This is a genomic window from Paenibacillus lacisoli (genome assembly GCF_030580655.1).
Classification (GTDB): Bacteria; Bacillota; Bacilli; order Paenibacillales; family Paenibacillaceae; genus Paenibacillus; species Paenibacillus lacisoli.
The window spans coordinates 98,775-121,960 of record NZ_JAUQTB010000002.1 but is presented as its reverse complement, the minus strand read 5'-3'; the positions used below and the strand labels follow the sequence as shown (position 1 = coordinate 121,960).

At 51.3% G+C, this 23,186-nt stretch carries 21 protein-coding genes and 1 other annotated feature; of the genes, 11 read left to right on the top strand and 10 right to left on the bottom strand.

Annotated features, from left to right (window positions below):
* Nucleotides 1-28 precede the first annotated feature (28 nt).
* The 3 genes from Q5741_RS04330 to Q5741_RS04320 all read left to right on the top strand — a co-directional run bounded on the left by Q5741_RS04330 (nt 29) and on the right by Q5741_RS04320 (nt 5,944).
* Nucleotides 29-2,437 (top strand): family 14 glycosylhydrolase, encoded by a 2,409-nt coding sequence (locus Q5741_RS04330; protein WP_407074320.1) that lies wholly within the window; start codon nt 29-31, stop codon nt 2,435-2,437.
* Nucleotides 2,438-2,859: 422 nt separating this feature from the next.
* Nucleotides 2,860-4,833 carry an FAD-dependent oxidoreductase gene (locus Q5741_RS04325; RefSeq protein WP_305022837.1) on the top strand — a complete coding sequence of 658 codons (1,974 nt, stop codon included), beginning with the start codon at nt 2,860-2,862 and terminating at the stop codon, nt 4,831-4,833.
* A 133-nt stretch (nt 4,834-4,966) separates the two neighbouring features.
* A complete protein-coding gene (locus Q5741_RS04320; protein WP_305022836.1) occupies nt 4,967-5,944 on the top strand; it encodes an aldo/keto reductase in 978 nt (325 codons plus the stop codon).
* An 87-nt stretch (nt 5,945-6,031) separates the two neighbouring features.
* Here Q5741_RS04320 and Q5741_RS04315 read toward each other — a convergent pair whose 3' ends face one another.
* Entirely contained in the window at nt 6,032-6,925 is an 894-nt protein-coding gene (locus Q5741_RS04315) for a DMT family transporter (protein WP_305022835.1), read from the bottom strand.
* Between the two features lie 123 nt (nt 6,926-7,048).
* On the opposite strand from Q5741_RS04315, the gene Q5741_RS04310 reads away from it, so the two are divergent.
* The gene (locus Q5741_RS04310) at nt 7,049-7,942 is read left to right on the top strand and encodes a LysR family transcriptional regulator (RefSeq protein ID WP_305022834.1); all 894 of its coding nucleotides are present in this window, start codon (nt 7,049-7,051) and stop codon (nt 7,940-7,942) included.
* A gap of 88 nt (nt 7,943-8,030) precedes the next feature.
* Here Q5741_RS04310 and Q5741_RS04305 read toward each other — a convergent pair whose 3' ends face one another.
* A complete protein-coding gene (locus Q5741_RS04305; protein WP_305022833.1) occupies nt 8,031-8,966 on the bottom strand; it encodes a bile acid:sodium symporter family protein in 936 nt (311 codons plus the stop codon).
* A 173-nt stretch (nt 8,967-9,139) separates the two neighbouring features.
* On the opposite strand from Q5741_RS04305, the gene Q5741_RS04300 reads away from it, so the two are divergent.
* Nucleotides 9,140-9,586, top strand: coding sequence for an ATP-binding protein (locus Q5741_RS04300; RefSeq protein WP_305022832.1), 447 nt, complete (start codon nt 9,140-9,142; stop codon nt 9,584-9,586).
* Nucleotides 9,587-9,632: 46 nt separating this feature from the next.
* Here Q5741_RS04300 and Q5741_RS04295 read toward each other — a convergent pair whose 3' ends face one another.
* From Q5741_RS04295 to Q5741_RS04280, 4 genes are all read right to left on the bottom strand, one after another.
* Entirely contained in the window at nt 9,633-11,246 is a 1,614-nt protein-coding gene (locus Q5741_RS04295) for an S-layer homology domain-containing protein (RefSeq protein WP_305022831.1), read from the bottom strand.
* Nucleotides 11,247-11,322: 76 nt separating this feature from the next.
* Nucleotides 11,323-12,180 carry an alpha/beta hydrolase family protein gene (locus Q5741_RS04290; RefSeq protein WP_305022830.1) on the bottom strand — a complete coding sequence of 286 codons (858 nt, stop codon included), beginning with the start codon at nt 12,178-12,180 and terminating at the stop codon, nt 11,323-11,325.
* Nucleotides 12,181-12,329: 149 nt separating this feature from the next.
* Nucleotides 12,330-12,956 (bottom strand): FMN-dependent NADH-azoreductase, encoded by a 627-nt coding sequence (locus tag Q5741_RS04285; protein ID WP_305022829.1) that lies wholly within the window; start codon nt 12,954-12,956, stop codon nt 12,330-12,332.
* Nucleotides 12,957-13,050: 94 nt separating this feature from the next.
* On the bottom strand, nt 13,051-13,926 hold the full coding sequence (locus Q5741_RS04280; RefSeq protein WP_305022828.1) for a DUF421 domain-containing protein: 876 nt from the start codon (nt 13,924-13,926) through the stop codon (nt 13,051-13,053).
* 129 nt (nt 13,927-14,055) lie between these two features.
* Between Q5741_RS04280 and Q5741_RS04275 the strand changes: the two genes are divergently transcribed.
* From Q5741_RS04275 to tyrS, 6 genes are all read left to right on the top strand, one after another.
* The gene (locus Q5741_RS04275; protein ID WP_305022827.1) at nt 14,056-14,580 is read left to right on the top strand and encodes a hypothetical protein; all 525 of its coding nucleotides are present in this window, start codon (nt 14,056-14,058) and stop codon (nt 14,578-14,580) included.
* Between the two features lie 54 nt (nt 14,581-14,634).
* Complete coding sequence (locus Q5741_RS04270) at nt 14,635-15,531, top strand: CHAD domain-containing protein (RefSeq protein ID WP_305022826.1); 897 nt, start codon at nt 14,635-14,637, stop codon at nt 15,529-15,531.
* 62 nt (nt 15,532-15,593) lie between these two features.
* Entirely contained in the window at nt 15,594-16,553 is a 960-nt protein-coding gene (locus Q5741_RS04265; RefSeq protein WP_305022825.1) for an alpha/beta hydrolase, read from the top strand.
* 150 nt (nt 16,554-16,703) lie between these two features.
* Entirely contained in the window at nt 16,704-17,060 is a 357-nt protein-coding gene (locus Q5741_RS04260; protein WP_305022824.1) for a hypothetical protein, read from the top strand.
* A 115-nt stretch (nt 17,061-17,175) separates the two neighbouring features.
* The gene (locus tag Q5741_RS04255) at nt 17,176-17,397 is read left to right on the top strand and encodes a hypothetical protein (RefSeq protein ID WP_305022823.1); all 222 of its coding nucleotides are present in this window, start codon (nt 17,176-17,178) and stop codon (nt 17,395-17,397) included.
* A 161-nt stretch (nt 17,398-17,558) separates the two neighbouring features.
* Nucleotides 17,559-17,793, top strand: a binding site (T-box leader).
* 50 nt (nt 17,794-17,843) lie between these two features.
* On the top strand, nt 17,844-19,142 hold the full coding sequence (gene tyrS, locus Q5741_RS04250) for a tyrosine--tRNA ligase (RefSeq protein WP_305022822.1): 1,299 nt from the start codon (nt 17,844-17,846) through the stop codon (nt 19,140-19,142).
* 75 nt (nt 19,143-19,217) lie between these two features.
* On the opposite strand, the gene Q5741_RS04245 is transcribed toward tyrS, so the two are convergent.
* From Q5741_RS04245 to aepX, 4 genes are read right to left on the bottom strand one after another with little or no spacing between them, the layout of a single operon-like run.
* On the bottom strand, nt 19,218-19,958 hold the full coding sequence (locus Q5741_RS04245) for a YheC/YheD family protein (RefSeq protein ID WP_305022821.1): 741 nt from the start codon (nt 19,956-19,958) through the stop codon (nt 19,218-19,220).
* The gene (locus tag Q5741_RS04240) at nt 19,951-21,090 is read right to left on the bottom strand and encodes a 2-aminoethylphosphonate aminotransferase (protein ID WP_305022820.1); all 1,140 of its coding nucleotides are present in this window, start codon (nt 21,088-21,090) and stop codon (nt 19,951-19,953) included. Before Q5741_RS04240 ends, Q5741_RS04245 begins: the two co-directional genes overlap by 8 nt.
* Nucleotides 21,084-22,247, bottom strand: a complete 1,164-nt coding sequence (gene aepY / locus Q5741_RS04235) for a phosphonopyruvate decarboxylase (protein ID WP_305023325.1) — start codon at nt 22,245-22,247, stop codon at nt 21,084-21,086. Before aepY ends, Q5741_RS04240 begins: the two co-directional genes overlap by 7 nt.
* Nucleotides 22,248-22,250: 3 nt before the next feature.
* A complete protein-coding gene (gene aepX, locus Q5741_RS04230; RefSeq protein WP_305022819.1) occupies nt 22,251-23,147 on the bottom strand; it encodes a phosphoenolpyruvate mutase in 897 nt (298 codons plus the stop codon).
* Between the last annotated feature and the right edge of the window lie 39 nt (nt 23,148-23,186).

Here is a 23,186-nt window from a genome sequence, read left to right as displayed (position 1 = left end):
TTCAATATGGAAGAAAGCCAGCCATCTGATGCTGGGTGTTACTCTGCTCATTACGGCGTTCTTCGGTTCTTATGCTGCCAAAGCGAGTGCAGATGTCGCTTCGGATTTCCAGGTGTCTGTCATGGCTCCATTAAACAAAATTACAGATTGGACTGCATTCAAGAAACAGCTTGCAACGCTCAAGAGCAATGGGGTATATGCCCTGACCACCGATATTTGGTGGGGTGATGTGGAAGCTGCAGGGGACAATCAGTTTGACTGGAGTTATTACAAGACGTATGCCAATGCAGTAAGTGAATCCGGATTGAAATGGGTTCCAATTCTGTCCACGCATGCCTGCGGGGGGAACCCTGGGGATGACTGCAATATTCCTCTTCCATCCTGGCTGTGGAGCAAGGGCAGCGCGGATGAAATGAAGTTCAAGAGTGAAACCGGTTATGTGAACGGTGAAGCCATTTCACCATTCTGGAGCGGAATCAGCACCCAGTACAATGAGCTGTATGCATCCTTTGCTTCTAATTTTGCTTCCTACAAAGGCTTAATCAGCAAGATCTACCTCAGCGGCGGTCCTTCCGGGGAACTGCGATATCCTTCCTATTATCAGTCAGCAGGCTGGAGTTATCCCGCCCGCGGTAAATTCCAGGTCTACACCGAGGCCGCCAAAACAGCCTTCCGTAATGCAATGATCAGCAAGTATGGTTCTCTGAACGGGGTGAACCAGGCTTGGGGACTTTCACTTGCGAATGTGAGCCAGATCAACCCGCCAAGTGATGGGGACAGCTTTTATTCCACGGGCGGTTACAACTCCGCTTACGGAAAAGATTTTCTCTCCTGGTACCAGAGCGTGCTGGAGAACCATCTGACGACGATTGCAGCAGCGGCACACAGCAAATTCGATTCTGTGTTCGGTGTGCGGATCGGTGCCAAGATTGCCGGTATCCACTGGCAGATGAACAATCCGTCGGCACCTCACAGTGCTGAACATGCGGCTGGCTACTATGATTACAACCGCCTGATCCAGAAGTTCAAGGATAACAATCTGGATCTGACCTTCACTGCACTGGAAATGTATGATTCCGGTACTTCACCGAATTACTCGCTGCCTTCCACCCTGGTGGATACGGTATCTTCCATAGCCAATGCCAAGGGTGTGCGGCTTAATGGCGAGAATGCGCTGGCTACCGGTAACTTCCAGAAGATTGAAGAGAAAATTACCAAATGGAATTACAACGGATTCACCCTCCTGCGGCTGGCCAATCTGGTGAACAGCGACGGATCGCCGACAGGGGATATGAACAACTTCAAAACATATGTAATCAGTCATGCTGCACCGGTAACAAATCCGAATCCGGGCAGCAACAGCGTGACCATCTATTATAAAAAAGGCTTCAGCACTCCTTACATTCACTACAGTCCGGTAGGGGGCACATGGACGACGGCACCTGGCGTGGCCATGCCGGCAGCGGAAGCCGCTTATCCAGGCTATGCGAAAAGCACGATTAACATCGGCTCCAGTACCCAGCTCGAAGCGGTATTTAACAACGGCAGCGGGACATGGGACAATAACAATTCGAAAAATTATTTCTTCGGCATCGGTACGTGGACCTTTACACCTGGCGCGAATGGAGCACCCGGGACGGTCACACAAGGAGCACCGCAGGGAGCCTCAACCGGTGATACATCCGCACCGAGTGTTCCGGCCAATTTGGCGCTTGCAGCCAAGACAAGTAATTCGGTTTCCCTGAGCTGGAGTGCATCCACAGATAATGTGGGCGTGACCGGTTATGAGATCTGGCGTGATGGTGCCAAAATAGCCACAACGGCATCTTCAAGCTATACCAACTCCGGACTTACAGCCGGAACCAAATATACGTACACGGTTAAAGCTTATGATGCGGCGGGTAATATCTCGGCTGCCAGTGCGGCGCTGAGTGTTACGACCGATACGGCTTCCGGCAACAGTGTCACGATTTACTACAAGAAAGGCTTCACGACGCCATACATCCATTACCGTCCTGCAGGCGGAACATGGACAACGGTCCCGGGTACAGCGATGCCGGCAGCCGAGGCGGCTTATCCCGGTTATGCCAAAATTACAATCAATATCGGCTCGAGCACACAGCTGGAAGCGGTATTCAACAACGGCAGCGGCACATGGGACAATAACAATTCGAAAAACTATTTCTTCAATACCGGTATTTCTACCTTTACCCCTGGAGTTAATGGAGCGCTCGGAAGTATTACTTCCGGAGCTCCAAGCTCCACCCCCCTTACAGCTACCGATTGGGGCAAGCAGAGTATCTATCTTATTATGACAGACCGTTTCAGCAACGGTGATACTACTAACGATAATTATGGAGGCTTTAACTCCAATAACAGCGCCCCCGGCCCATGGCACGGGGGTGATTTTCAAGGAATCATAAATCATCTCGATTAGCTGGTCATCGACCACCCGGACCATCAGTAATTTTGATAATCTGTTGAATGGTACCGTCCTGCGCAACCAGCCGGGGACAGACTCCGTGCAGATGAACAATGGCTCAGTCACGGTAACCTTAGGACCTAAAGAAGTGAAAATCTTCACCAAATAAGAGGTATTACTGCCTTGACTGCCTTTCAGCCTTTCGTGGAGGAGAGGCTTTTTTGTTGTGGAGGCCCCTCACTGCTCTGCGGGTATTCGATTCTGTACGTGCTGCGTGCTAGACTATAGAAAGACTTGCAGGATATGACAATGTTTATCTTTAAAAATATGACAATCTTGTATTGGTATAGTTACGAATTGTAAAACTTCATGCTACCCTGGATGTATATACTGGAAAAGGTGCTAACTTATAGAGAAGATAGGATTGGAGTTTCCTTATGTTTAAGAACAAAAACAAAGTATTTACCCGTAAACGGAACATTCTGGCGGCAGCAGCTGTTATTCTGTGCAGCGGGGCTGCAGCGGCCTGTTTTTTATATTTTCAGCCTGATCACCATGATGAACCGTCACCCGCCCTTCTGCCGACAGTGAAACTGCAGACTCCAGTCGAGCAGGTCAAGCCGGAGTATGATGTCGTTGTCATCGGAACAGATCCGGAAGGTGTGGCTGCAGCCGTATCGGCGGCCCGCAATAACCTGAAAACCCTGCTCATTGAACCCCGGAGGGACCGCACTGTGCTGGGTGGGCTTATGACGGAGGGCTGGCTGAACACGCTGGATATGAACTATGATCATTCCAAACCGGGACATCGTGTGCTGAATAAGGGGCTGTTCTCCGAATGGTACAAGAGGCTGGACGGAGATTCGTTTGACGTGAATCAAGCGGCTAACGCTTTTTACCAGCTTGTTCAGAAAGAACCTAATCTTAGCCTCGTCATGAACGTGAAGGCAGTCTCACCTGTTGTTGTTCGGGAAGAGGGAGATAGAAAGGGAAAACGGGTATCCGGCGTGAAATTAACCGGATTGAACGGCGGAGTTCGTCATATTCAAGCGAAAGAAGTCATTGATGCCGAACAGGACGCCGATTTTGCTTATCAGGCCGGTGTAGGATTCACCTATGGCAAAGAAGACCTTGGTTATAACCATCAGGCTATGGCGCCGACCCTCGTTTTCCAGCTGACGAATGTGACACCCGACGTATGGCATAAGCTTCGCAGCCGCCTGAATAAGGATGGGGACGCCGGTACGGGGGCGAATAATAACTCAGCATGGGGATTAAAAGATATGAAGGACTACAAGCCGAATCAGCCGCTGCGGCTGAAGGTGCGCGGGTTTAACATAGGGCGTGAAATGGGAAATAAGGTGCTGGTAAACTCCCTTTTGATGTTCGTTGATCCTTTTAATCCGGTATCTGTGAAGAACGGACGGGCGAGCGCCCAGAAGGAGCTGCCGCTGATTCTGGCAGATTTGAAGCAAAAGTATCCCGAGTTTGCTGACGTGCAGCTGGGAGAAGTTGCACCGGAGCTGTATGTACGGGAGACGCGCCATATGAAGGGGCTGTATCGTCTGAATATAACGGATCTGCTGGAAAACCGGGATCAATGGGACCGCATTGCACTGGGCTCCTATCCGGCGGACAACCAGTCGACAGGGCCCGGGGATGCCGGTCATGTGACGCTGGCGCCAGTCAAGTATGCAATTCCGTTCCGGAGCCTGGTTCCTGCACAGATGGACGGCCTGCTGGTGGTCGGCCGTTCGGCCAGTTATGACTCGCTGGCGCACAGCAGTGCACGGATTATACCGGTCGGTATGGCCGAAGGCCAGGCAGCCGGAATTGCGGCAGGTATTGCAATTCATTCGGATATGACATTCAGAGAGCTGGCACGCTCGAAGGAGAAGATTGAGAAGATCCAGCAGCTGGCCAACAAGCAGGGGATGGATTTGAAGTCTTTTACCGTCAAAGAACAGGATTATATGAAGGACGAACAATATGCAGGACTCAAATTAGCTGTACGGCTCGGAATAGCGATCGGCGGCTATCGCAATGATGCATTGGAGGACAGCTATTCCAAACCGACTACCGGCATTCATTTTATAAACTACCTGCGGGCGGTGATGAGACAGTATCCGGCTTCACTGGCGATAAAGGATCCTGCTGTATTCAAGACAATGGAAGTGAAGTACGGACAAAAGCCGATCACCCTCCAGGATGCTGCCGACATTCTGGCGGCCGGAGAAGGGGCAGTGCTCAGCAAGCCGATGGCGCTCTACTGGCTGGAGCAGCGCGGTACGATGACTATTGAGACACTAAACACCTTGAAGAACAAGAACGAACTGACAGAGTCTGATGCCTACATGCTGGTGAAAGATCTAGTCGAACGCAAGCATGGGGCGATATCGGAAGGATTATAAAATAACGGGAAAACGGATTATAAGATGTGCGTGAGATTTCAACCATATTTTTCGCTTACCAGGCAATCATTTGCAGCAGAATAGGGTAATAACTCTTAAAGTATGTCAGCATATGAAACTGGGAGGTAACCGCATGCAGTATTCCTATTTGGGTAAATCAGGTTTAAAGGTGAGTCGGTTGTGCCTTGGAACGATGAATTTTGGTCCGGAGACAGAGGAGAAGGATGCTTTCCGGATCATGGATGCTGCGCTGGATGCCGGCATTAATTTCTTCGATACGGCCAATGTATATGGCGGCAAAGAGCGTGCGGGTTGGACGGAGGAGATCATCGGACGCTGGTTCAAGCAGGGTGGAGGCCGGCGCGAGAAGGTGGTTCTGGCCACCAAGGTGTATGGGGACATGCAGAATGAAGCAGATGGGCCGAATGGTCCGCGTGGACTGTCAGCTTACAAAATCAGACGCCATCTGGAAGCATCCCTGGAACGTCTGCAGACCGATCATATTGAGCTGTACCAGATGCACCATGTGGACCGCAATGTGTCCTGGGATGAACTATGGGGTGCATTCGAGACTTTTGTCAAGCAGGGCCGGATTGATTACATCGGTTCCAGTAACTTTGCCGGATGGCACATTGCGGTTGCCCAGGCCGAAGCCAAGGCTCGCCATTTCCTCGGTCTGGTATCTGAACAGCATCTGTATAACCTGATGGAACGTACACCCGAGCTGGAGGTTCTTCCGGCGGCACAGGAGCTGGGACTTGGTGTCATTCCGTGGAGCCCGTTGTCGGGCGGATTGCTGGGCCGCAACGCCCTGTCGGGTTCAGGTTCACGCAGTGCCCGCTCCAAGGAGAAGATCGATCAGCACCGCAGTCAGCTCGAAGCCTTTGACAAGCTCTGCAAGGAACTGGGTGAACCGCAGGATGTGGTGGCATTGGCATGGGTGCTCTCTAACCCGGCAGTGACCGCCCCGATTATTGGTCCGCGCACGATTGAACAATTGGAGGATGCCCTCCGTGTACCGGAGGTTCAGCTGGACGAATCAGCGCTTCAGAAGCTGGATGAGATCTTCCCGGGACCAGGCAAGCCTGCTCCTGAAGCTTATGCATGGTAAACCTGCATGATAAAATACCCGCTGTCCCTTAGGACGGCGGGTATTTTTTGCATTCAACGGATCAGGCAGCAAAGTAATTGCGGTATGTTATGATACCGTCTTCAGGGCACGCGGCTTGATATTCACCAGACAGATGCTGACGAGAACAAGAAGCAGACCGACTACCAGATTCACGGTGATAGGTTCTCCCATCATCAGGGAGCTGCCGAAAATGGACACCAGCGGAATGAGGAAGGTGAAAGAACCAACCTTGCTGGCTTCACCTGAACCCATAAGGATAAAATAAGTCAGCCACCCAAAAGCGATGACGAAGACGGCGATGAACAGCAGGTCGCCAACGAAGGAGCCTGTCCATTGAATGCCGGCCCATGATTCCGTAGCCGAACCGGCAGCCGTCAGCAGTGCGCCTCCCATCAGAAGCTGGAGGCAGACCATCCAGGTGGAATCTACCTTATGCGAGGTTTTCTTCATATAGACGGCTCCGAAAGCCCAGCTGACTGCTGTCCCAAGCGCAAGTACAACTCCAATCGTGGAGACATGCTGCGAGATGGCACCTGCACTGATCGTGGCTACACCTACAAAGCCGAGAACCAGTCCGGCCACCTTCATGCTGTACATCGCTTCACCCAGCCACAGCCAGGAGAACAGTCCAAGCAGGACCGGCTGCAGAAAAACGATTGATGAGAAAAGCCCTGACGGCAGGTATCCGAGTCCGACCGTCTGCAGCCCATAGAAGCACACAATATTTAATAGGGCAGAAATCAGATACAGCGGCCAATTTTGGCGGAAGCGGAGCTGTTCACGCTTGCGGAGTGCGAACAGCAGCAGGACCAATCCGCCAATCAGTGTCCGTATCCCTGCGAACAAAAGGGGTGGCGTATAATGAAGCGCCAGCTTGGACAGCGGCCAATTGAGCCCCCATACGACGATCAGGAAGCCCAGCATGAGCGGAACCCGTGCGGCAGGATATTTATTTAACATACGAATCTCTCCTTATCCAATTGTATTCCCGAGTAACTCCTGGTTAACAGAACTTCTTTATGATAAATTAAAAATCAGCATAAATAAAATGAATATATTTCATGAGGAGCATTATATAAACTTATGACAATCAATCGCTACGAAATTCTGGTCCATATTGCAGAGACCGGCAGCTTTACGAAGGCAGCCAAGCTGCTGAATATCACGCAGCCGGCAGCGAGCCATGCAATAACGAGCCTGGAGACAGAACTGGGGGTTCCTCTCATACAGCGGGACCGTAAAAAAGGTATTTTATTCACCGCCGTGGGTCAGGAGGTTCTCGTGCAGATGCGGGAGATTTTGCGGAGAGTCGAGAATATTAACCAGATTGCTGCGGCGGAGCGTGGAATGCAGCAGGGTTCGATCACCGTGGGTGCTTTTCCCAGTGCGGCTGCTCATTTCATGCCAAGAATTATGGTCTATTTCAGACAGCATTATCCGAATCTTAATCTGATTCTGCATGAAGGATCGATTGAGGAGGTGCGTCACTGGATTCGTTCGCGCAGGGTAGATGTAGGAATCGTGTTTGATCCTGAAGAGGATATGGAGACGGTACCGCTGTTCACGGATCAGATGGTGCTGGTGATGCGTGAGGATGACGTACTGGCAAGCAGGATTTCCATTGATATTGAAGACCTGGGCGGACGTCCCATGATGATCTGCAGGGGCGGCTACAAGGCGCAGATTATGGAGCTGTTCCGCAAGCGTGGAACGGCTTTGAATATGGTGCATTCTGTCTATAACATTGAGACGGTGCTGAACATGATCGGGGAAGGCATGGGGATCTCGATGCTTCCGCAGCTGTCCCTAACCCACCTCAACCCCGGACTGGTTATCCGGCATCTGCAGCCCGAGGTGAGCCGGGAGCTCAGTATGGCTGTCCCTTCATTAAAGGAGGCGTCGAAGGCTGTACATCTCTTTATGGAGACTGCCCAGAGGCTGTTCCAGGCTTCTCCATCTGTCACCTCTAAGGGATAGAGAAGCTGCAAAAGCCTGGCGTCCCGTTAGGGGACACCAGGCTTGGTGCAGAACAAGTACTATAAGGTCAGTCTCATTGGCTGCTGCTTCAGCGATTCTGTTCACTGCGGCGTGCGAAGAAGGTCGCCAGTGCAGAACCGGAAATATTGTGCCATACACTAAAAATTGCGCTGGGAACAGCGGCTACCGGATTAAAGTGAGCTGCAGCGAGGGCTGCTCCGAGTCCGGAATTCTGCATACCTGTCTCGAACATAATGGCTTTGCGTTTGCTGAGGTCCATGCGGAATAGTCTGGCGAACAGGTACCCGAGCAGATAACCCAGTCCATTATGCAGAACAACCACCGCGAATATTAGCAGCCCGCTGTCCAAAATTTTGGAGCGGCTGCCGGCGACGACAATGGCAACAATCAGTACGATGGCCGCGGTTGATACGAGAGGCAGCACCGGAACACTCGCCTCAGCCTGTTTCTTAAACAAGGCCTTGACGATGACCCCAAGCACAATCGGCATAATGACTACCGTAACAATATCTTTAATCAATAAGCCTGCATCAATGTCCATCCATTGTCCTGCGAGCAGGCTGATCATGGCCGGTGTGGCCAGAGGAGCAATCAGCGTGGAGACAGAGGCAATGGAGACGCCGAGAGCAACATCCCCTTTGGCGAGCAGAGTCATGACATTCGAAGACGTACCGCTGGGACAGCAGCCGACGAGAATGACGCCAACCGCAATATCTGGCGGAAGCTGCAGAATTTTGGCCAGACCAAAGGCGAGAAGCGGCATAATGATATAATGGCCGACCACCCCGATGGCTACATCCATAGGACGTCGGAAAACTTCACGGAAATCAGCAGAGGACAGAGTAAGTCCCATTCCGAACATGACAATCCCGAGGAAAAGGGAGATATAGCCTTTCAATCCAAGGAAAAGATGGGGCATCAGGAAACCGAGACAGGCAAATACGATTACCCATACGGAGAAGGTGCCGCCGACAAACTTGCTTACTTTTGCTAGTGAACTCATGATGTACATCCCTTTCAACTGTAATATGCTTGTGCGGCGCAACAACTCGCTAAAGCTGTAAAGCAGCACTGGATTATGTAGTTTTTATATTGTACTATAAATTTTAAGTTTTTGGGGATTTTCTTGTAGATCGAATAACGGGCTGGGTACAGCTCTTAAAAGGATGAGGAATCATGGAGTGTGTCATTCTGATCGGGATTCAGGCGTCAGGCAAATCCACCTTTTATAAGGAGCGCTTCTTCAGGACTCATATGAGAATTAACCTTGATATGCTGAAGACGCGTCACAGGGAACAGATTTATCTGGAAGCTTCGCTGGCTGCACGGCAGCCGTTCGTTGTCGATAATACGAATCCGACTGTGGAGGAGCGGCAGAAGTATATCCAGAAGGCCAGGGCAGCCCGTTTTCGTGTGATCGGTTATTACTTCGAGCCGGATGCTGAAGTTTCCCTGGAAAGGAACAACAAACGAACAGGCAGGGAGAAGATCCCTGAGATTGGTATTCGCAGTACGCTGGGCAAGCTGACCATACCAAGCTATTACGAAGGTTTTGATGAACTGTATATCGTGACGGCCCGGGACGGCGAGTTTGAGATTAAAGAGCTGTTAAATCAATTATAAAAAAGCCGCTCCAAATGGAGCAGCTTAATGTATGAACCGATCATAATTAAAAATGATATGAGTTCCAGCGCTGTGCATTGCTTAGAGCACTCCAGATATCCGGCGTCTCTCCGCCGTTGTACCAGTAGGCGAATCCGGCAGTTCCGCGTTCAAGCGCATTCCGGTATTTCAGAGTCAGGGAGCGGCTGTCTTCCAGCCACAGCTTATGCTGCACGCCATTCCAGTATTGAGTGGTATAACCGCCGGTTGAGCTGTCCCAGACAGCGGAAAGATTCATCTTTTTAAACAGGGCTGCCTGTTCTCCAAGGGTGATATCACTGGAACTGGCGGTTGAACCATCTGCGTTCAGGGTCCAGTTGCGGTTATAAAAAGGCATCGCCAGTATGATCTTGCTGGAGCGGACCTGCTTCTGCAGCCGATCCAGCCCTAGGCTGACCCAGGAGAGAGACGCGACCGGCCCGGGGTCCATCCGGCCTGACCAGTGCTCGTCATAGCCCATGAGTATCACATAATCCGCCGCTTGGCCCAGCGCCTGATAATCAAAGGCAGCTGTCCAGTCCGTGCCAAGATCGGGTGACACGTTTACGGACAACATTTTGCCGGAACGGTGGAGTGCAGCTGCCAGCTCGGAAACGAACAGGGTCATACTGGAGCGGTCGACGGGCGCCACGTTCTCAAAATCGATATTCAGACCGTCCAGCTGATAACTGGACGCCGCTGCCGTCAGACGGCTGACTGCCGCCTGACGGATCGCTGTATTCGACAGGAATGTATGTGTTGCTGCCTGATTAGAGTGATTGCCAACCATAGCCCATATGCGCTTGTTCTGCTGGTGAGCCCATGTCACCAGGGTGGAGTCACTATAATTCTGAAGGGTTCCGTCCTGCTCAACATAGAGCCAGCGCGGCGATAGCGTATTAATCATGGAGGACTGGACGGACTGTTTATATTGCGAAGTCGTCTGCCCGTACTGCCATCCCATCTGGATTCCTGGCTGCAACGCTGCTGTAAACTGACTGGACCATCCTTCATGCAGCCAGATACGGTTCAGCAGTACAGCGGCTTCCTGGCGGGTGAGCGAGTCGGTCGGACGAAACTTTCCGCTGTCCCCCGTCATCAGCCCAAGGTCATGGACTACACCTGCTGCCGACCGCGCCCAACCGGCAATATGATTTTGATCCGTATAATCCTCGGAGGTGCCCGTCCGGCCCGGGGCAAAGATTCTGTTAATCAGGACGGCTGCTTCCTGCCTGCTGAGTGGTGCAGCCGGGGCAAACAGACGGTCACCTGTTCCCGATACCAGGTCGAGCTGAGAAGCTGCTTCGACTGTTCCGTAATACCAGCTGCTGCTGTGTACGTCACGGAACGAAGGAATCACCGATGCTACAGGTTTCAGTTTCAGCATACGGGTAAGCACCGCTGTGAATTCTGCTCTTGTCATGGGCTGGAGGGGCGAGAACGTATCTGCTCCGGTCCCGTTCATGAGCTGATTCTTATACAGGTTCAGGATTGCATCTCTGGCGTAACTTGTACCGATATCCTGGTAAGGCAGTGTCTGGCTTGCAGCCGCTTCGCTGCGGCCTGCAGCCGGCCATAATAGGGAAACGCTCAGACAGCCGGCCAGCACAGCCATATACCATCGTCGTACGGGTCTGCTCATACTCATCCTCTTCCCATGGAAATTGGTTTCAACTGATCCATGGTAGCAGATGAGCGAACAATCGGGCATTATGGAATTATTGGTAATTTCTTTTCTGTTCAATCCATGCGAACATCTCTTGGACCGTCTGAATGAACCGATTTCTGGGTAAATGATGACCCTGATGGTCCAGTGTCAGCATATCTGTATCCGCATTCAGCTCGAGCAGTCTTTTATAAAGCCTCTGCCCGTGGCTATAATCGACCTGACTATCATCCGTACCATGAATGATAAGAACAGGACACTTCAGTTCCGGTGCATGTATGACAGGGGAACGTGATGCATAGGCTTCCGGCCTGCGGGCGGGAGTGCCTCCAATGACTCTTTTCATCATACGGCGCAGATCTACCCGTTCTTCGTAAGTAGCGGCAAGGTCAGAGACGCCGCCCCAAATGACCAGCTGGCCAATTACATCCGTACGGATTGCAGCGGCTGCCGCGTTAATGGAACCCCGCGAGAAGCCCATGATACTCACATTGGATGCCTGGATCCATGGCAAGGATTGCAGCAGTTCGATCCCTGCAACAACGTCCGTTTGATCCGCACCGCCGAACTCATCACGGCCTTCTCCTCCTTCATTCCCCCTGTAGCAGGGCGCGAACAGGATGGAGTTATGCTGGGCGAATACCTCGAGCCAGTCTAGGCGGACCCGGCCTACCCTGCCGATACCGCCGCGGCAGTAAACGAACAGCGGCAGCTGGAGAGCCGAACCGGGAGGGAGCGTTTCTTTCCTGGGCCAGATACAGGCAGCTTCCTCTACTGTAAGGTCATCTCTGTCATAGTAGGACTGAACCCAGGCCTGAAGCGAATTTGCATCCATTCCGATCCCTACGGGGAGATATAGGTATCCTTTTACCCTGAAGCCATCGGAGAGATAGGTGATCAGATAAATCATAGGCATGGCTCCTTTGAAGTTAAACTTGGCTTGTCCTGCGGCCTCGGTTTTCTAACGTTGATCTGTCTGTTATGCTAATCCAGGTTGATCTGAAATGCAAAAAAGACCCGTATAAACGGGTCTTTGGGTCCTGATAGGAAAGACTTGAATTAGAAGCGTGCAGCCAGATCGGAAGCGGCTTTGACAGCATCCTGGATGATGGATTCAGCGCGATCCGGGAATTGGTTGTGTCCTTCCATAACAACAACTTCAGGGTTGTTAACGCCCCAGAAGGCCAGAACGTTTTTCACATAGTTCAGGGACATTTCCATAGCAGCCATAGGGCCCTCGGAGTATACACCACCGCGTGCGTTCAGCAGAGCGACTTTTTTCTCGCCAACCAGTCCTACAGGACCTTCAGCTGTGTATTTGAATGTTTTGCCTGCTTGGTTCAGGTAGAACAGGTAAGTCAGCAGTTGGGCAGGAATCGTGAAGTTCCACAGAGGGAATGCGAACACGACTTTGTCGGCACCCAGGAATTGATCCAGGTATGTATTCGCAAGTCCAGCAGCTTTGGTCTCTTCAGGTGTAGCTTCGTAGCCATTAGCCGCTTTGTACAAACCATTCATCATGTCGTTGTCATAGTAAGGAAGATCTGCTTCGAACAGGTTAAGTTCTGTTACCAGATCGTCAGGATGCTGTTCTTTGTATGTTTTGAGGAAACTCTCGTAGAGTTTAACAGTAGCAGCTTGTTCTACCGGACGGTTGTTTGCTTTAACAAATAATACGTGAGCCATGAAATAATAACCTCCTAAAATGTACTTGCTTTCTTTTACTTCGTAACTACAAATATTATATTACTAAGTTAAGACTTTGAAAGCAAGAGTTTTTTTATGATCCCTGTATACTATTCGGATTACGGGCCTTAACCTTTTGGATTGCAGCGTTAATCTCCTGTTCACACTGATGCTGCAGCCGCTGGCGTTCTTTCTCGGAAGGGGCGTTCTGCAGCTTTTTCAGCTGGGTCTCGCAGTTCTGCAGCATGGTCATCAGGCCGTTCAAATCATTGTACTGCGTGATTTGCTGCTGGTCATTGTACAAATCCACATACAGCTGTCCATGTGAATCCAGCTGGGCGAGGAAGACATCCTTGCTCTCCACCCCTAATTTGCGCAGTTCCTTGTCCAGCTGTTGCTGGCTCCATCTGACCTGACGCAGCTTGTCCTGCAGTACTTTGCCGTCCATGATCAGCGGTTCGGGCTCCTGTTCTCTGGGCATGGTGAGGCTCATATCCTGGGGAGTCAGCGGGAGTAATTCTTTTTTCAGCAATACATTAATCATCCCGTTGGGCTCCATGGTGGCAAACTCCACATCAGCCATCCGGAAGACGTTTTTACTCCGCAGCTGCTCCATTAACTCATCGGAGGTCAGCCGCTCCTTCTTGAGATTGGCTTCGAGTATATGTCCGTCCTGGATGAGGGGGGTAGACTTGCCGTCGACAAAATCCCTGATTTTCTTGTTCTTGATCTGCATCATTTCAATCCCGAGCGAAAAAAGCACCCATACGCCCAAGGAGAGCACACCGAGGAACCAGGTATTATCGAGGTCCAATGAGATGGCTCCAGCCAGGTTACCAATGGAAATGCCCGTAATGTATTCGAACAGGGAAAGCTGGGAAACCTGCCGCTTGCCAAGAATTTTGGTAATGATGAACAAAACAATAATCGCCAGGGATGTGCGTATAATCACTTCCATCCAGGTTGGCATGGATAAACAGCCTCCTTTTTCATCCGGTTATCGACTCCATATCGGTTAATAATATAGAGTAGGAAGACGTTTTTTATACAACCGTTCCGCATATTCCCACTTTAATTCCATGTTAGGAGGACGTTATCCATGCCCAGACAGCTGCAGCATGTCCCTTATGGCTATGAACCGCCAGCAGAGCGGCAGAAAGGAACACTCGTATACTATGACACTTTTGAACACACCACAGAAACGGAGTTGGAGACAGCAGCCCTAGTGGCACAGAAGCGGGCTTTTGCCAAGCTTGTATTGTACCCGCTGCATGAGGAGACCGTTCGGCGCATGTTCAAGGAACCGGTCAGCTCCCTCTATAAAAGGGAGGATCGTCTGCATGACTGGAAACGGCACAGCGGCCGTCATCATGTAATGGTCGAGAACCTGGAGGGGAAGCGGAAAAAATATACGCCGGTCGATTCCGCTCTCCGTCATCTGGAGGAGAAGTACGAATCTCCGCTGTTTCTATATGTTACTCCCGAGATGGCGAATGCAATCGCTTCTTATTCAACGTTCGAGGAATGGATCAAAAAAATCCGCCTGCTGATCATTCCGCCTTTCGAAACACTTCATCCTCGTCTGGAAGCTTATTCGCACCGCTGGTCCTGGAGTGATGTTTAACCTCTCAAGGATTGATGTAAGGATTCATATAGAATCCAGTCAGGAGGGATGATTGTGGCACACCATACGAGCAGGGAACACAACGGTGGTCAGGCAGAGGAGCTGTGGAGAGACGGGCTGCAGCTGCTGTACCAAAAATTCCGCAAACGGAGCCGCCGGGCAGTCATGGAATTTGATGCTGAAGATATTCATCAGGCCAGGGTGAACAGCCGAAAGCTGATTACTCTGCTGGGTCTGATGGGAGGCGAGGACACCCGGCCGCTCATTCACAATCTGAAACAAGCACAGAAACGGCTTGGCAGGGTAAGAGATGCCGACGTGATGATCGAAGCCCTGAAGATCAGAAAGAAGAAGGCTGCCCAAAAGGGGAGGAAAGCAGAAGCAGATGTGCTGAAGCTCGCGATTGACATCCACAAGAAGCGGAGAAAAAAATACCGCAGAAAGCTGTCCCGTCAGCTGCCCAAGCTCGTTGGAGTTCAGCAGAAGACGGAATGGAAGGAATGGCTGAAGAAGGAGATGCCGGCTCATGCTGCAGTGCTTGACGTCAATGTCGTCATGAGGGAGCAGGAGGTTGCTTTTGACCAGAGAAAACAGGACTACCGTACAGCGGCCAAGAATCATGGTGCGGATTCCGAGCAGGCATACCGGGCTCTGCACAAGCTCCGGATCGCTGCCAAAGGATTGCGTTACACAGCTTCCGCTGCCTCTTTTGCAATTGATCAAAAATTTCGTAATCATGAGCAGAAGTACAAACAGGTGCAGGAAGACTTGGGTCATATTCATGACAAGCGGGTGCTGTTGGACTCCTTGAGGGATTTAGAGCCGGATGGTAACAAGATTACTCCGGAGGCGATGGACCATCTGCTGCAGCGCATACACCGGGAGCTGACAAATGAACTTGAGCGTAACTCAATAGTTGGCAATGGTTTAAGGGGCAAGGGGACCGGTTAAACAATTAGCAGTATTTCAGATTGAAGTAATGATGGAACTGAAACCGAGAGGAGCAACCCCTTATGGCTAAAAAAGTACAGCTCGAACCCGCAGCGCAAGCTTTTGCTGATCAGAACGCCAAACCTCCCTTTCTATATCAGCTGGGACCCGAAAAAGGACGTCAAACCGTCGATGAAGTCCAATCGAGCCCGATTGACAAGCCGGAGGTAGACATTCAGGATATTCAGGTTCCGGGCGGCCAAGGCGCAGAGGTATCCGTCCGGATCGTCAAGCCGCTGAATGCACCTCCGGTACTGCCTGTCATTGTCTATATTCATGGCGCAGGCTGGGTGTTCGGTAACGCCCATACTCATGATCTCCTGATCCGCAAATTAGCTGTTGGGGCGAATGCAGCTGTTGTTTTCCCCAATTACAGTCTGTCGCCGGAAGCCAAATATCCGACGGCGATTGAGGAAATTTATGCGGTGGTGCAGTGGGTTGCCCAGCATGGAGCCCAATACGGGCTTGATGCCGAGCAGCTCGTCGTTGGCGGTGACAGTGTCGGCGGTAATATGACCGCGGCAGTTACGCTGATGGCGAAGGAGCGCAGCGGTCCGCGTATCAAGCGGCAGCTGCTCTTCTATCCGGTGACGGATGCCTCTTTCGATACGGAATCCTATCATGAGTTTGCAACCGGCTATTTCCTGGCTCGTGAAGGCATGCAGTGGTTCTGGGATCAATACACGACTGCACCTGAAGAACGCGCTCAGGTTACTGCTTCACCGCTGCGGGCCTCACTGGAACAGCTGAAGGATCTTCCGCCAGCGCTCGTGATTACGGGAGAAGCGGACGTCCTGCGCGATGAAGGTGAAGCCTACGCGGACAAGCTGCGTGAAGCGGGTGTAGACGTAATGGCGGTACGCTTCAGAGGGATCATTCATGATTTCGTGATGCTTCATGCGCTGGCGGATACTCATGCAGCCAAGGGGGCAATTACACTCGCCACTTCCTGGCTGAAGGAAGGATTCAATAGCGGGAAATGATGAGCAGTCCGTCACTTGTACGGTTGTTCGCAGCAGAAAACAGCATGCCTCTGGAATGGAAGCATGCTGTTTTTTGACTGAATTTTTGCTTAGAAGCCCTTGATTGAGAGATAATGTACTTGTATGAAATTTTGACAAGGGGGCGTTTATGTGTCCAGCGGTATTCAATTGTTCACAGATCTGATCCGCGACGAACGCGGGAATTATTATACTGCGGTGCAGCAGGAGGAGAACCGTCTGTTTCTGGTTAATGCTTTTGTAGAAGTCACCTATAATATCGTTTATCGAACGGATGAAGAGTTCCGTGCCAGATATCAATCTTATGAAGGCGGGCTGCTCGGCAAAATTCCGATGGATGTGCTGCGCCATGATATTGTGTTTGCTGCTATGAATAAAGGTGAGGGCAAGCTGTACGATTTGTCCGAGATCAGTGCGCAGTACGACGTCTGCTTTATCGATACAATCGAATACTACCGTCATCCGAGTCAAGTGCGCACGACCGACTAGGTCATGATACTGCAGCCCGTCGTACCGGGGAATGTTCACATTTTTATCCGATCTGCCGATATAAGAAGAACATGTGCATGCTTACGCTGCGCAGCGACAGAAAGGGGAAGTGGCCATGCTGGTAAACGGAAAAAAGCGCGGAGGATTGATCTACATACATATTTCCAGCGGGTTCAGCAAAGTGGGCGATTATCGTGAGGAATATACAGTACGGGCCGGGGACCGACTCATGTCGAGACTGACACGGCGGATCTATGAAGTTCAATCCTGCAAGACCGTCCCGGACGGCATGATTCAGCTGGAGCTGTTTGACGAGAAGAGCAGCGGGGTCCTCTAGGATTCAGGGAGCTGTCCGGCTGCTATATATGCAATAGTGCGCCAGAAAGGATGCTATCCATTGTGGCGCTATTCATTCAGTGAATACGAACTTAATGCCTGAATGACAGCAAATTGACAGCGTGCGGGAAGCTGTGATATAAATGCACTAAGCAATTTCATATTGAAGCGAAGATAAGAAGAAGTAGCGGACGATCTCGGAGTAACAGAGAGCCGGCGGGTGGTGCAAGCCGGTACACGGGCGAACGTGAATTACGTCTTGGAGCTTCCTGCTGCCGAAACCGTTATGAACGGAAGGAGCGGGACGGAGATCGGCCGTTATCCGATTAGAGGTGGGCTGACATGTCCTTATGGAGATGGGCCAATTAGGGTGGTAACGCGATGACTCGTCCCTGTCGAATGACAGGGCGGGTCTTTTTTTATTTTGACAAGAAGGAGCAGGAGAAGATGACGAATGAAACCACAAACCAAGTAAACAATGAACTGCTGGAGGACCTTGAATACAGAGGCCTCGTTTACCAGTTTACGGATCGGGATGGTCTGGCCAAGAAGCTGAATGATGAACCGGTTGTATTGTACTCCGGCTTTGACCCGACGGCAGACAGTCTGCATATCGGACACTTGCTTCCTGTATTGATTCTGCGCCGTTTCCAGCTGGCGGGGCATATTCCCGTGGCACTGGTCGGCGGCGGTACTGGACTGATAGGCGATCCAAGCGGCCGCTCCACGGAACGGTCCCTCAATACAGCTGATACGGTAGCACAATGGACCAACCGGCTGAAGGACCAGCTGTCCCGCTTCCTGGACTTTGGAGAAGGGGCCTCCGCCGGCAAGCTGGTTAGCAACTATGATTGGCTCTCCAAGCTGGATACGATCTCTTTCCTGCGCGACGTGGGCAAGAACTTTACCGTAAACTACATGCTGGCCAAAGATTCCGTGGATTCTCGACTGGCGAATGGCATTTCCTTTACCGAATTCAGCTACATGATCCTGCAGGCTTACGACTTCCACAGACTGCACACCGATCATGGCTGTGCCCTGCAGATCGGCGGCAGCGACCAGTGGGGGAACATCACAGCAGGTCTGGATCTGATCGGCAAAATGGGCGGAGGCGATGCCTTCGGTATGACAGTGCCGCTCGTAACGAAAAGTGACGGCAAAAAATTCGGCAAATCCGAATCAGGCGCAGTCTGGCTGGACCGCAGCAAAACCTCGGCCTACCAGTTTTACCAATTCTGGATTAATACCGATGACAATGACGTTATCAAGTTTCTGAAGTACTTTACATTCCTGAATAAGGACGAGATTACAGCACTGGAAGAGCAGCATCAGCAGGCACCGGAGCAGCGGATTGCCCAGCGGGAGCTTGCACGCCAAGTAACTCGTCTGGTTCACGGCCAGGAGGCGGTAGACAGTGCCGAGAAGATCACACAGGCGCTGTTCTCCGGCAACTTTACCGAGCTGAGCGAAGCGGATTTGACGGAGGCACTGCAGGATATGCCGACAACGGTCATTACAGACGGCAGCACAGAGAACGCGCTGATTGATCTGCTGATCGAAACGAAGGCAGCACCATCCCGCCGTCAGGCCAGACAGGATATCGAGAGCGGTGCTGTGTACGTTAACGGCGAGAAGCAGAGCGGCCTGGAAACGGTTATTGAATCCGGGCAGCGCCTGCATGGCAAATATCTGGTGCTTCGCCGCGGCAAAAAGAATTACTTTGTTATCCGTTTTGACCAAGAATAATAAGCAGAGAAGAGAATACAGCAAGCGCCCTTCACAGAAGGGCGCTTGTTTTCATTTATATAAAATCTAATTGCCCTAATGCCTGTAACGCTGTATCCGGCGGAGCAATCGCGCATTACCGAGCTTGCGGAAATGCGACATGGAAGGGAATAGGTTAGCTTCGATAATCCAGGCATATCCTCCGCGGTCCAGTGCGACATCCAGTCCGTAAATCCGGTGACCGGGGAAAAGTCGACGAAGACGCCTGGCAGCATGGATCGATATACGGTCAACACGTTTTTTAAGCACCAGGGGCCTCATGTGCCGCAGAGAGGAGTGCCGGAGTGCCTTGCTCATCCGCAGCGGGATACCGTGACTACGGGTCAGATTGGAGACAATGTAACCCTCTCCTGCGATTTTAGCTAATCGGGCGGTGACCTTCCAGCGGGAAGAACGCTTTTTTCGCTGAACGATGATCCTCATGTCGAACGGACGTCCCTTGACTGTAGCTCTTGAGATCAGCCGCTGCACCATATACTTACGGCTGCCTATTTGCTGTTTGATGTAACGATACGCTTCACGGCGTCCATGTATACGAGTTTTCTGATCATCCAGCTGCAGCTGATACACCTGATTGCCGGTATAGGAGACCTGGAACACATTGCGCCCCCGGCTTCCTCCGATGGGTTTCACAACGACAGCGCCATATTGACGCAGAAGCTTATCGAAATGCTTGAAGGCAAACCGACGGGTCTTGGGAAGATGGGCAGACAGCCGGCTCGATCCTTCCATAAATCGATGCTTTTTCAGCTTATCTCTGGAGTAGTCTTTAGCCATCACATTCACCTCTTTCTGGCAGAAATCCGATCATGGTCAAATATTCCTCGATATAACCAAGACAGTGGTCTATGTCATCGGCATTCACAGCTCCGATGACGCCAATTCGGAATGTTCGCTGCTGAGACAGTTTACCGGGATAAATGGTGACCCCCTTTTGATATAAGTGGTCATGGAGTTCCTGAAAATGATAATGATCATGCAGGGGCTCAATAACAGAGATCAGCAGCTTGGCGTTCACCTCTTCACTGACAAGGGTACGCAGACCCAGCGCATGCAGCCCTTCCTGCAGCCGGTCCCAGGAACGGCAGTACCTGGCGTACCTGGCAGCAACACCTTCCTGAATGAGCTCATCCAGTGCCTGATGCAAAGCGTAGAGGGTTTGAACTGGAGGGGTGAAGCGCATCTGGGAAGTCTGCTGAAAAAAACGATATTGTTCATACAAATCAAGATAAAGACTGCGTTTAGGGTGTTCCTTTAATGAATTCAGCAGGTGATGAGGTGCAATAACAAAAGAAATGCCTGGCATTCCCTGGATGTTCTTGTTCGAGCTGGAGATCAGATAAGAAATATTCATGCTCTTCATATCGATGGGAACCGCTGCAAAAGAGGAGATGGCGTCGACGACCAGTTGGATGTGATGAAGCTGGCAAAGTTCACCGATCTCAGGTACAGGGTTCAACAGACCTGTCGTTGTCTCATGATGAACGATGGCCAGATGGGTGATCTTGCAGCCAGGACGGCTCAGCTCCGCTTCAAGGGCTTCTAGATCCAACGGCTTGTCGGAAGGGGAAGGAAAGACGACATGCTTGATCTGGTATATGTCCGCGATCTCACAGATTCGCTGTCCATAAGCACCGTTGTTGACGATCAGCAGAGTTCCTTCACCGACAACCGAACTGACAGCAGCCTCGACGGCAGCAGTACCAGAACCTCCAAACAGGACGGCTGCGTATTCTGCCGTGCTGGAAACCATGGCAGTCAGCTGTTCTGTCACTTGCCTCATCAGCAGCCCAAACTCGGGCTCACGCGGACAGATATCCGGCACAATCTGTGCCATTTTGACCGTATCGGTTGTTGTTGCGGGTCCGGGGGTTAATATAACGTTTCTGCTCAAAGATTTATTTAACATTTCGCATCTTCCTTTGTATCGGGCGGCAGGTTTTGCAGGTGCTGTTTCAACCGTTCAGCGACCTCAAAGGGTCTGATATGGGGGCGACCAAGCTCCTTGCGCGAGCCGCCTGCAATTTTAATGTGAAGGAAGGTCAAACCACCCTCACTCTGCCACGCCTTATAGTACTGCTCTAATTCCTCCAGATTGTGCACATAGTAAGCACTGGCATATCCGCAGGCGGCTGCAATGTCAACGAAATGCACATGGCCCGAAACCGTGTTCTGCCCTCCGGTCGAGTCGTGTGCTTCATTGTCGATGAGCAGGTGAAGCAGGTTGGGCGGCCCGTAATGTGCAATCGTAGCCAGCGTCCCCATATGCATGAGCAGGGAACCGTCTCCGTCAATGACGACAACCTTATGATGCGGAGATGTTAAGGCAACACCAAGCCCCATAGAGCTGATACACCCCATGGAGCCAACCATGTAAAGGTTGCTGGCCGTGTCCTTTACTTCGTATAGTTCACGGCCTGTTTTGCCTGTTGTAGCCAGCAGGATAGTTGACGCGTGTCTCCAACGGTCAAGGCACTGTAATAGGACATACCGAGATGGCCGTTCGTCTTTGCGGTAGGGTAACCTCTTCACCTGATTGACTGCCTCCCGCCTGATCTGGGGCTGCAGCGGCTCGGACTGAAAGGTGCCTTTTTGAACGACAAAAAAGAAAGGGCTGCCCTTATCGATCATGCTGCTTGCCATCTGAATCTGAGTTTCTATCATTTCAGGGTCCGGCTTCAGATAAGCCCATGGCACCTCCATTAGATCCAGCAGTTGTGTGGTGATCTTTCCCATCAACTCATGCTGAGGTTCATCAGGAATACCGGCTTCCCCGCGCAGACTCACAAAGCCAAGCACCGGAATCTGAAAAGGATGATTGAGCGAAACGAGCGGGGAAACGGCATTGGCCAGGCCGGAGTTTTGCATGAGTACGACCGGCTTGCGGCCTCCCAAGTATACGCCGCTGGCTATGGCCATAGCCTGACCTTCATTCGCTGCTCCAACATATTCACAATCATTGATGGCATAATTAATCAGAGGCTTGAGGAAAGAACAAGGGACGCCTGTGAAGAAATCGAACCCAGCTTCCTTGAGTCTTTCGCCAAATCGGTGTGTATTCATCATCATTTAGCCGCCTCCTAATCCTTTGCCGCCAGAAGGAAGGTACTTCGATTCTGCCCGCTGCAGTTCATCGACATTCTGGAGTCTGAAAATCTCATCGACGGTTGCAACAGATTGTTCTATACCTGCCAGACTCTCGTCCTTGAAAATCTGTCGGGTTGTCTGCTGCATGGCGGTTACAGATGACCGCAGATTATGGTTGGCCCAAATGACGGTGCTGATACCCATTTGTCTGAAGATATCCGTTGGTGTTGTGTAATACTTGGTAGGCACGATGATGACGGGAAGCCGATTGGACCATTCGTTCATAAAGGCCTGTATTTCGTTGGCATCGCTGCGTTTACTGTGCACCAGAACAGCGTCCGCCCCAGCACGGCGATAAGCCTCTGCCCGGCGGAGTGCTTCCTCGTGTCCGCAGCCGGCGATCAACGCTTCAATCCGGGCTACTACTACAAAGTCTGGGTCATTCTGTGTATCCTTCATCGCTTTGATTTTCCCGCAGAACTCATCGATGTCTGCCAGTGATTGAATCCCGTTATCCAGGAAGGAATTGGTTTTGGGGAAAAGTTTATCCTCGATGCATACGCCTGCGACCTTACGCTGTTCCAGCTTCTGTACAAGCCGGCGTGCATTGTTGAAGTTACCGTACCCTGTGTCTCCGTCCAGCAGGATGGGAATGGATACGGCGTCCGTCATGAATTCCAGAATATCCAGCACCTGCGTCCACGACGCCTCGTTGCTGTCTCTCACACCCAGCGAAGCTGAAATGGACAGGCCGCTGGCCCAGATGCCTTTGAAACCGGCCTCCTCTACAATGCGGGCGGACAGTCCATGGTGGGCTTCCATGATAAATTCAAGCTGATCACTCTGCAGCATCTGTCTTAATTGAGAAGTATTTTTCATATTTAAATTCATTGCTCCTTTCTCCATGGAATTGAGGCG

Excerpts from the sequence above, each read along its gene's own strand:
- Q5741_RS04330 (WP_407074320.1), top strand. The coding sequence starts at position 29 with ATGCTGGGTGTTACTCTGCTCATTACGGCGTTCTTCGGTTCTTATGCT.
- Q5741_RS04325 (WP_305022837.1), top strand. The coding sequence starts at position 2,860 with ATGTTTAAGAACAAAAACAAAGTATTTACCCGTAAACGGAACATTCTG.
- Q5741_RS04320 (WP_305022836.1), top strand. The coding sequence starts at position 4,967 with ATGCAGTATTCCTATTTGGGTAAATCAGGTTTAAAGGTGAGTCGGTTG.
- Q5741_RS04315 (WP_305022835.1), bottom strand. The coding sequence starts at position 6,925 with ATGTTAAATAAATATCCTGCCGCACGGGTTCCGCTCATGCTGGGCTTC.
- Q5741_RS04310 (WP_305022834.1), top strand. The coding sequence starts at position 7,049 with ATGACAATCAATCGCTACGAAATTCTGGTCCATATTGCAGAGACCGGC.
- Q5741_RS04305 (WP_305022833.1), bottom strand. The coding sequence starts at position 8,966 with ATGAGTTCACTAGCAAAAGTAAGCAAGTTTGTCGGCGGCACCTTCTCC.
- Q5741_RS04300 (WP_305022832.1), top strand. The coding sequence starts at position 9,140 with ATGGAGTGTGTCATTCTGATCGGGATTCAGGCGTCAGGCAAATCCACC.
- Q5741_RS04295 (WP_305022831.1), bottom strand. The coding sequence starts at position 11,246 with ATGAGCAGACCCGTACGACGATGGTATATGGCTGTGCTGGCCGGCTGT.
- Q5741_RS04290 (WP_305022830.1), bottom strand. The coding sequence starts at position 12,180 with ATGATTTATCTGATCACCTATCTCTCCGATGGCTTCAGGGTAAAAGGA.
- Q5741_RS04285 (WP_305022829.1), bottom strand. The coding sequence starts at position 12,956 with ATGGCTCACGTATTATTTGTTAAAGCAAACAACCGTCCGGTAGAACAA.
- Q5741_RS04280 (WP_305022828.1), bottom strand. The coding sequence starts at position 13,926 with ATGCCAACCTGGATGGAAGTGATTATACGCACATCCCTGGCGATTATT.
- Q5741_RS04275 (WP_305022827.1), top strand. The coding sequence starts at position 14,056 with ATGCCCAGACAGCTGCAGCATGTCCCTTATGGCTATGAACCGCCAGCA.
- Q5741_RS04265 (WP_305022825.1), top strand. The coding sequence starts at position 15,594 with ATGGCTAAAAAAGTACAGCTCGAACCCGCAGCGCAAGCTTTTGCTGAT.
- Q5741_RS04255 (WP_305022823.1), top strand. The coding sequence starts at position 17,176 with ATGCTGGTAAACGGAAAAAAGCGCGGAGGATTGATCTACATACATATT.
- tyrS (WP_305022822.1), top strand. The coding sequence starts at position 17,844 with ATGACGAATGAAACCACAAACCAAGTAAACAATGAACTGCTGGAGGAC.
- Q5741_RS04245 (WP_305022821.1), bottom strand. The coding sequence starts at position 19,958 with ATGGCTAAAGACTACTCCAGAGATAAGCTGAAAAAGCATCGATTTATG.
- Q5741_RS04240 (WP_305022820.1), bottom strand. The coding sequence starts at position 21,090 with ATGTTAAATAAATCTTTGAGCAGAAACGTTATATTAACCCCCGGACCC.
- aepY (WP_305023325.1), bottom strand. The coding sequence starts at position 22,247 with ATGATGAATACACACCGATTTGGCGAAAGACTCAAGGAAGCTGGGTTC.
- aepX (WP_305022819.1), bottom strand. The coding sequence starts at position 23,147 with ATGAAAAATACTTCTCAATTAAGACAGATGCTGCAGAGTGATCAGCTT.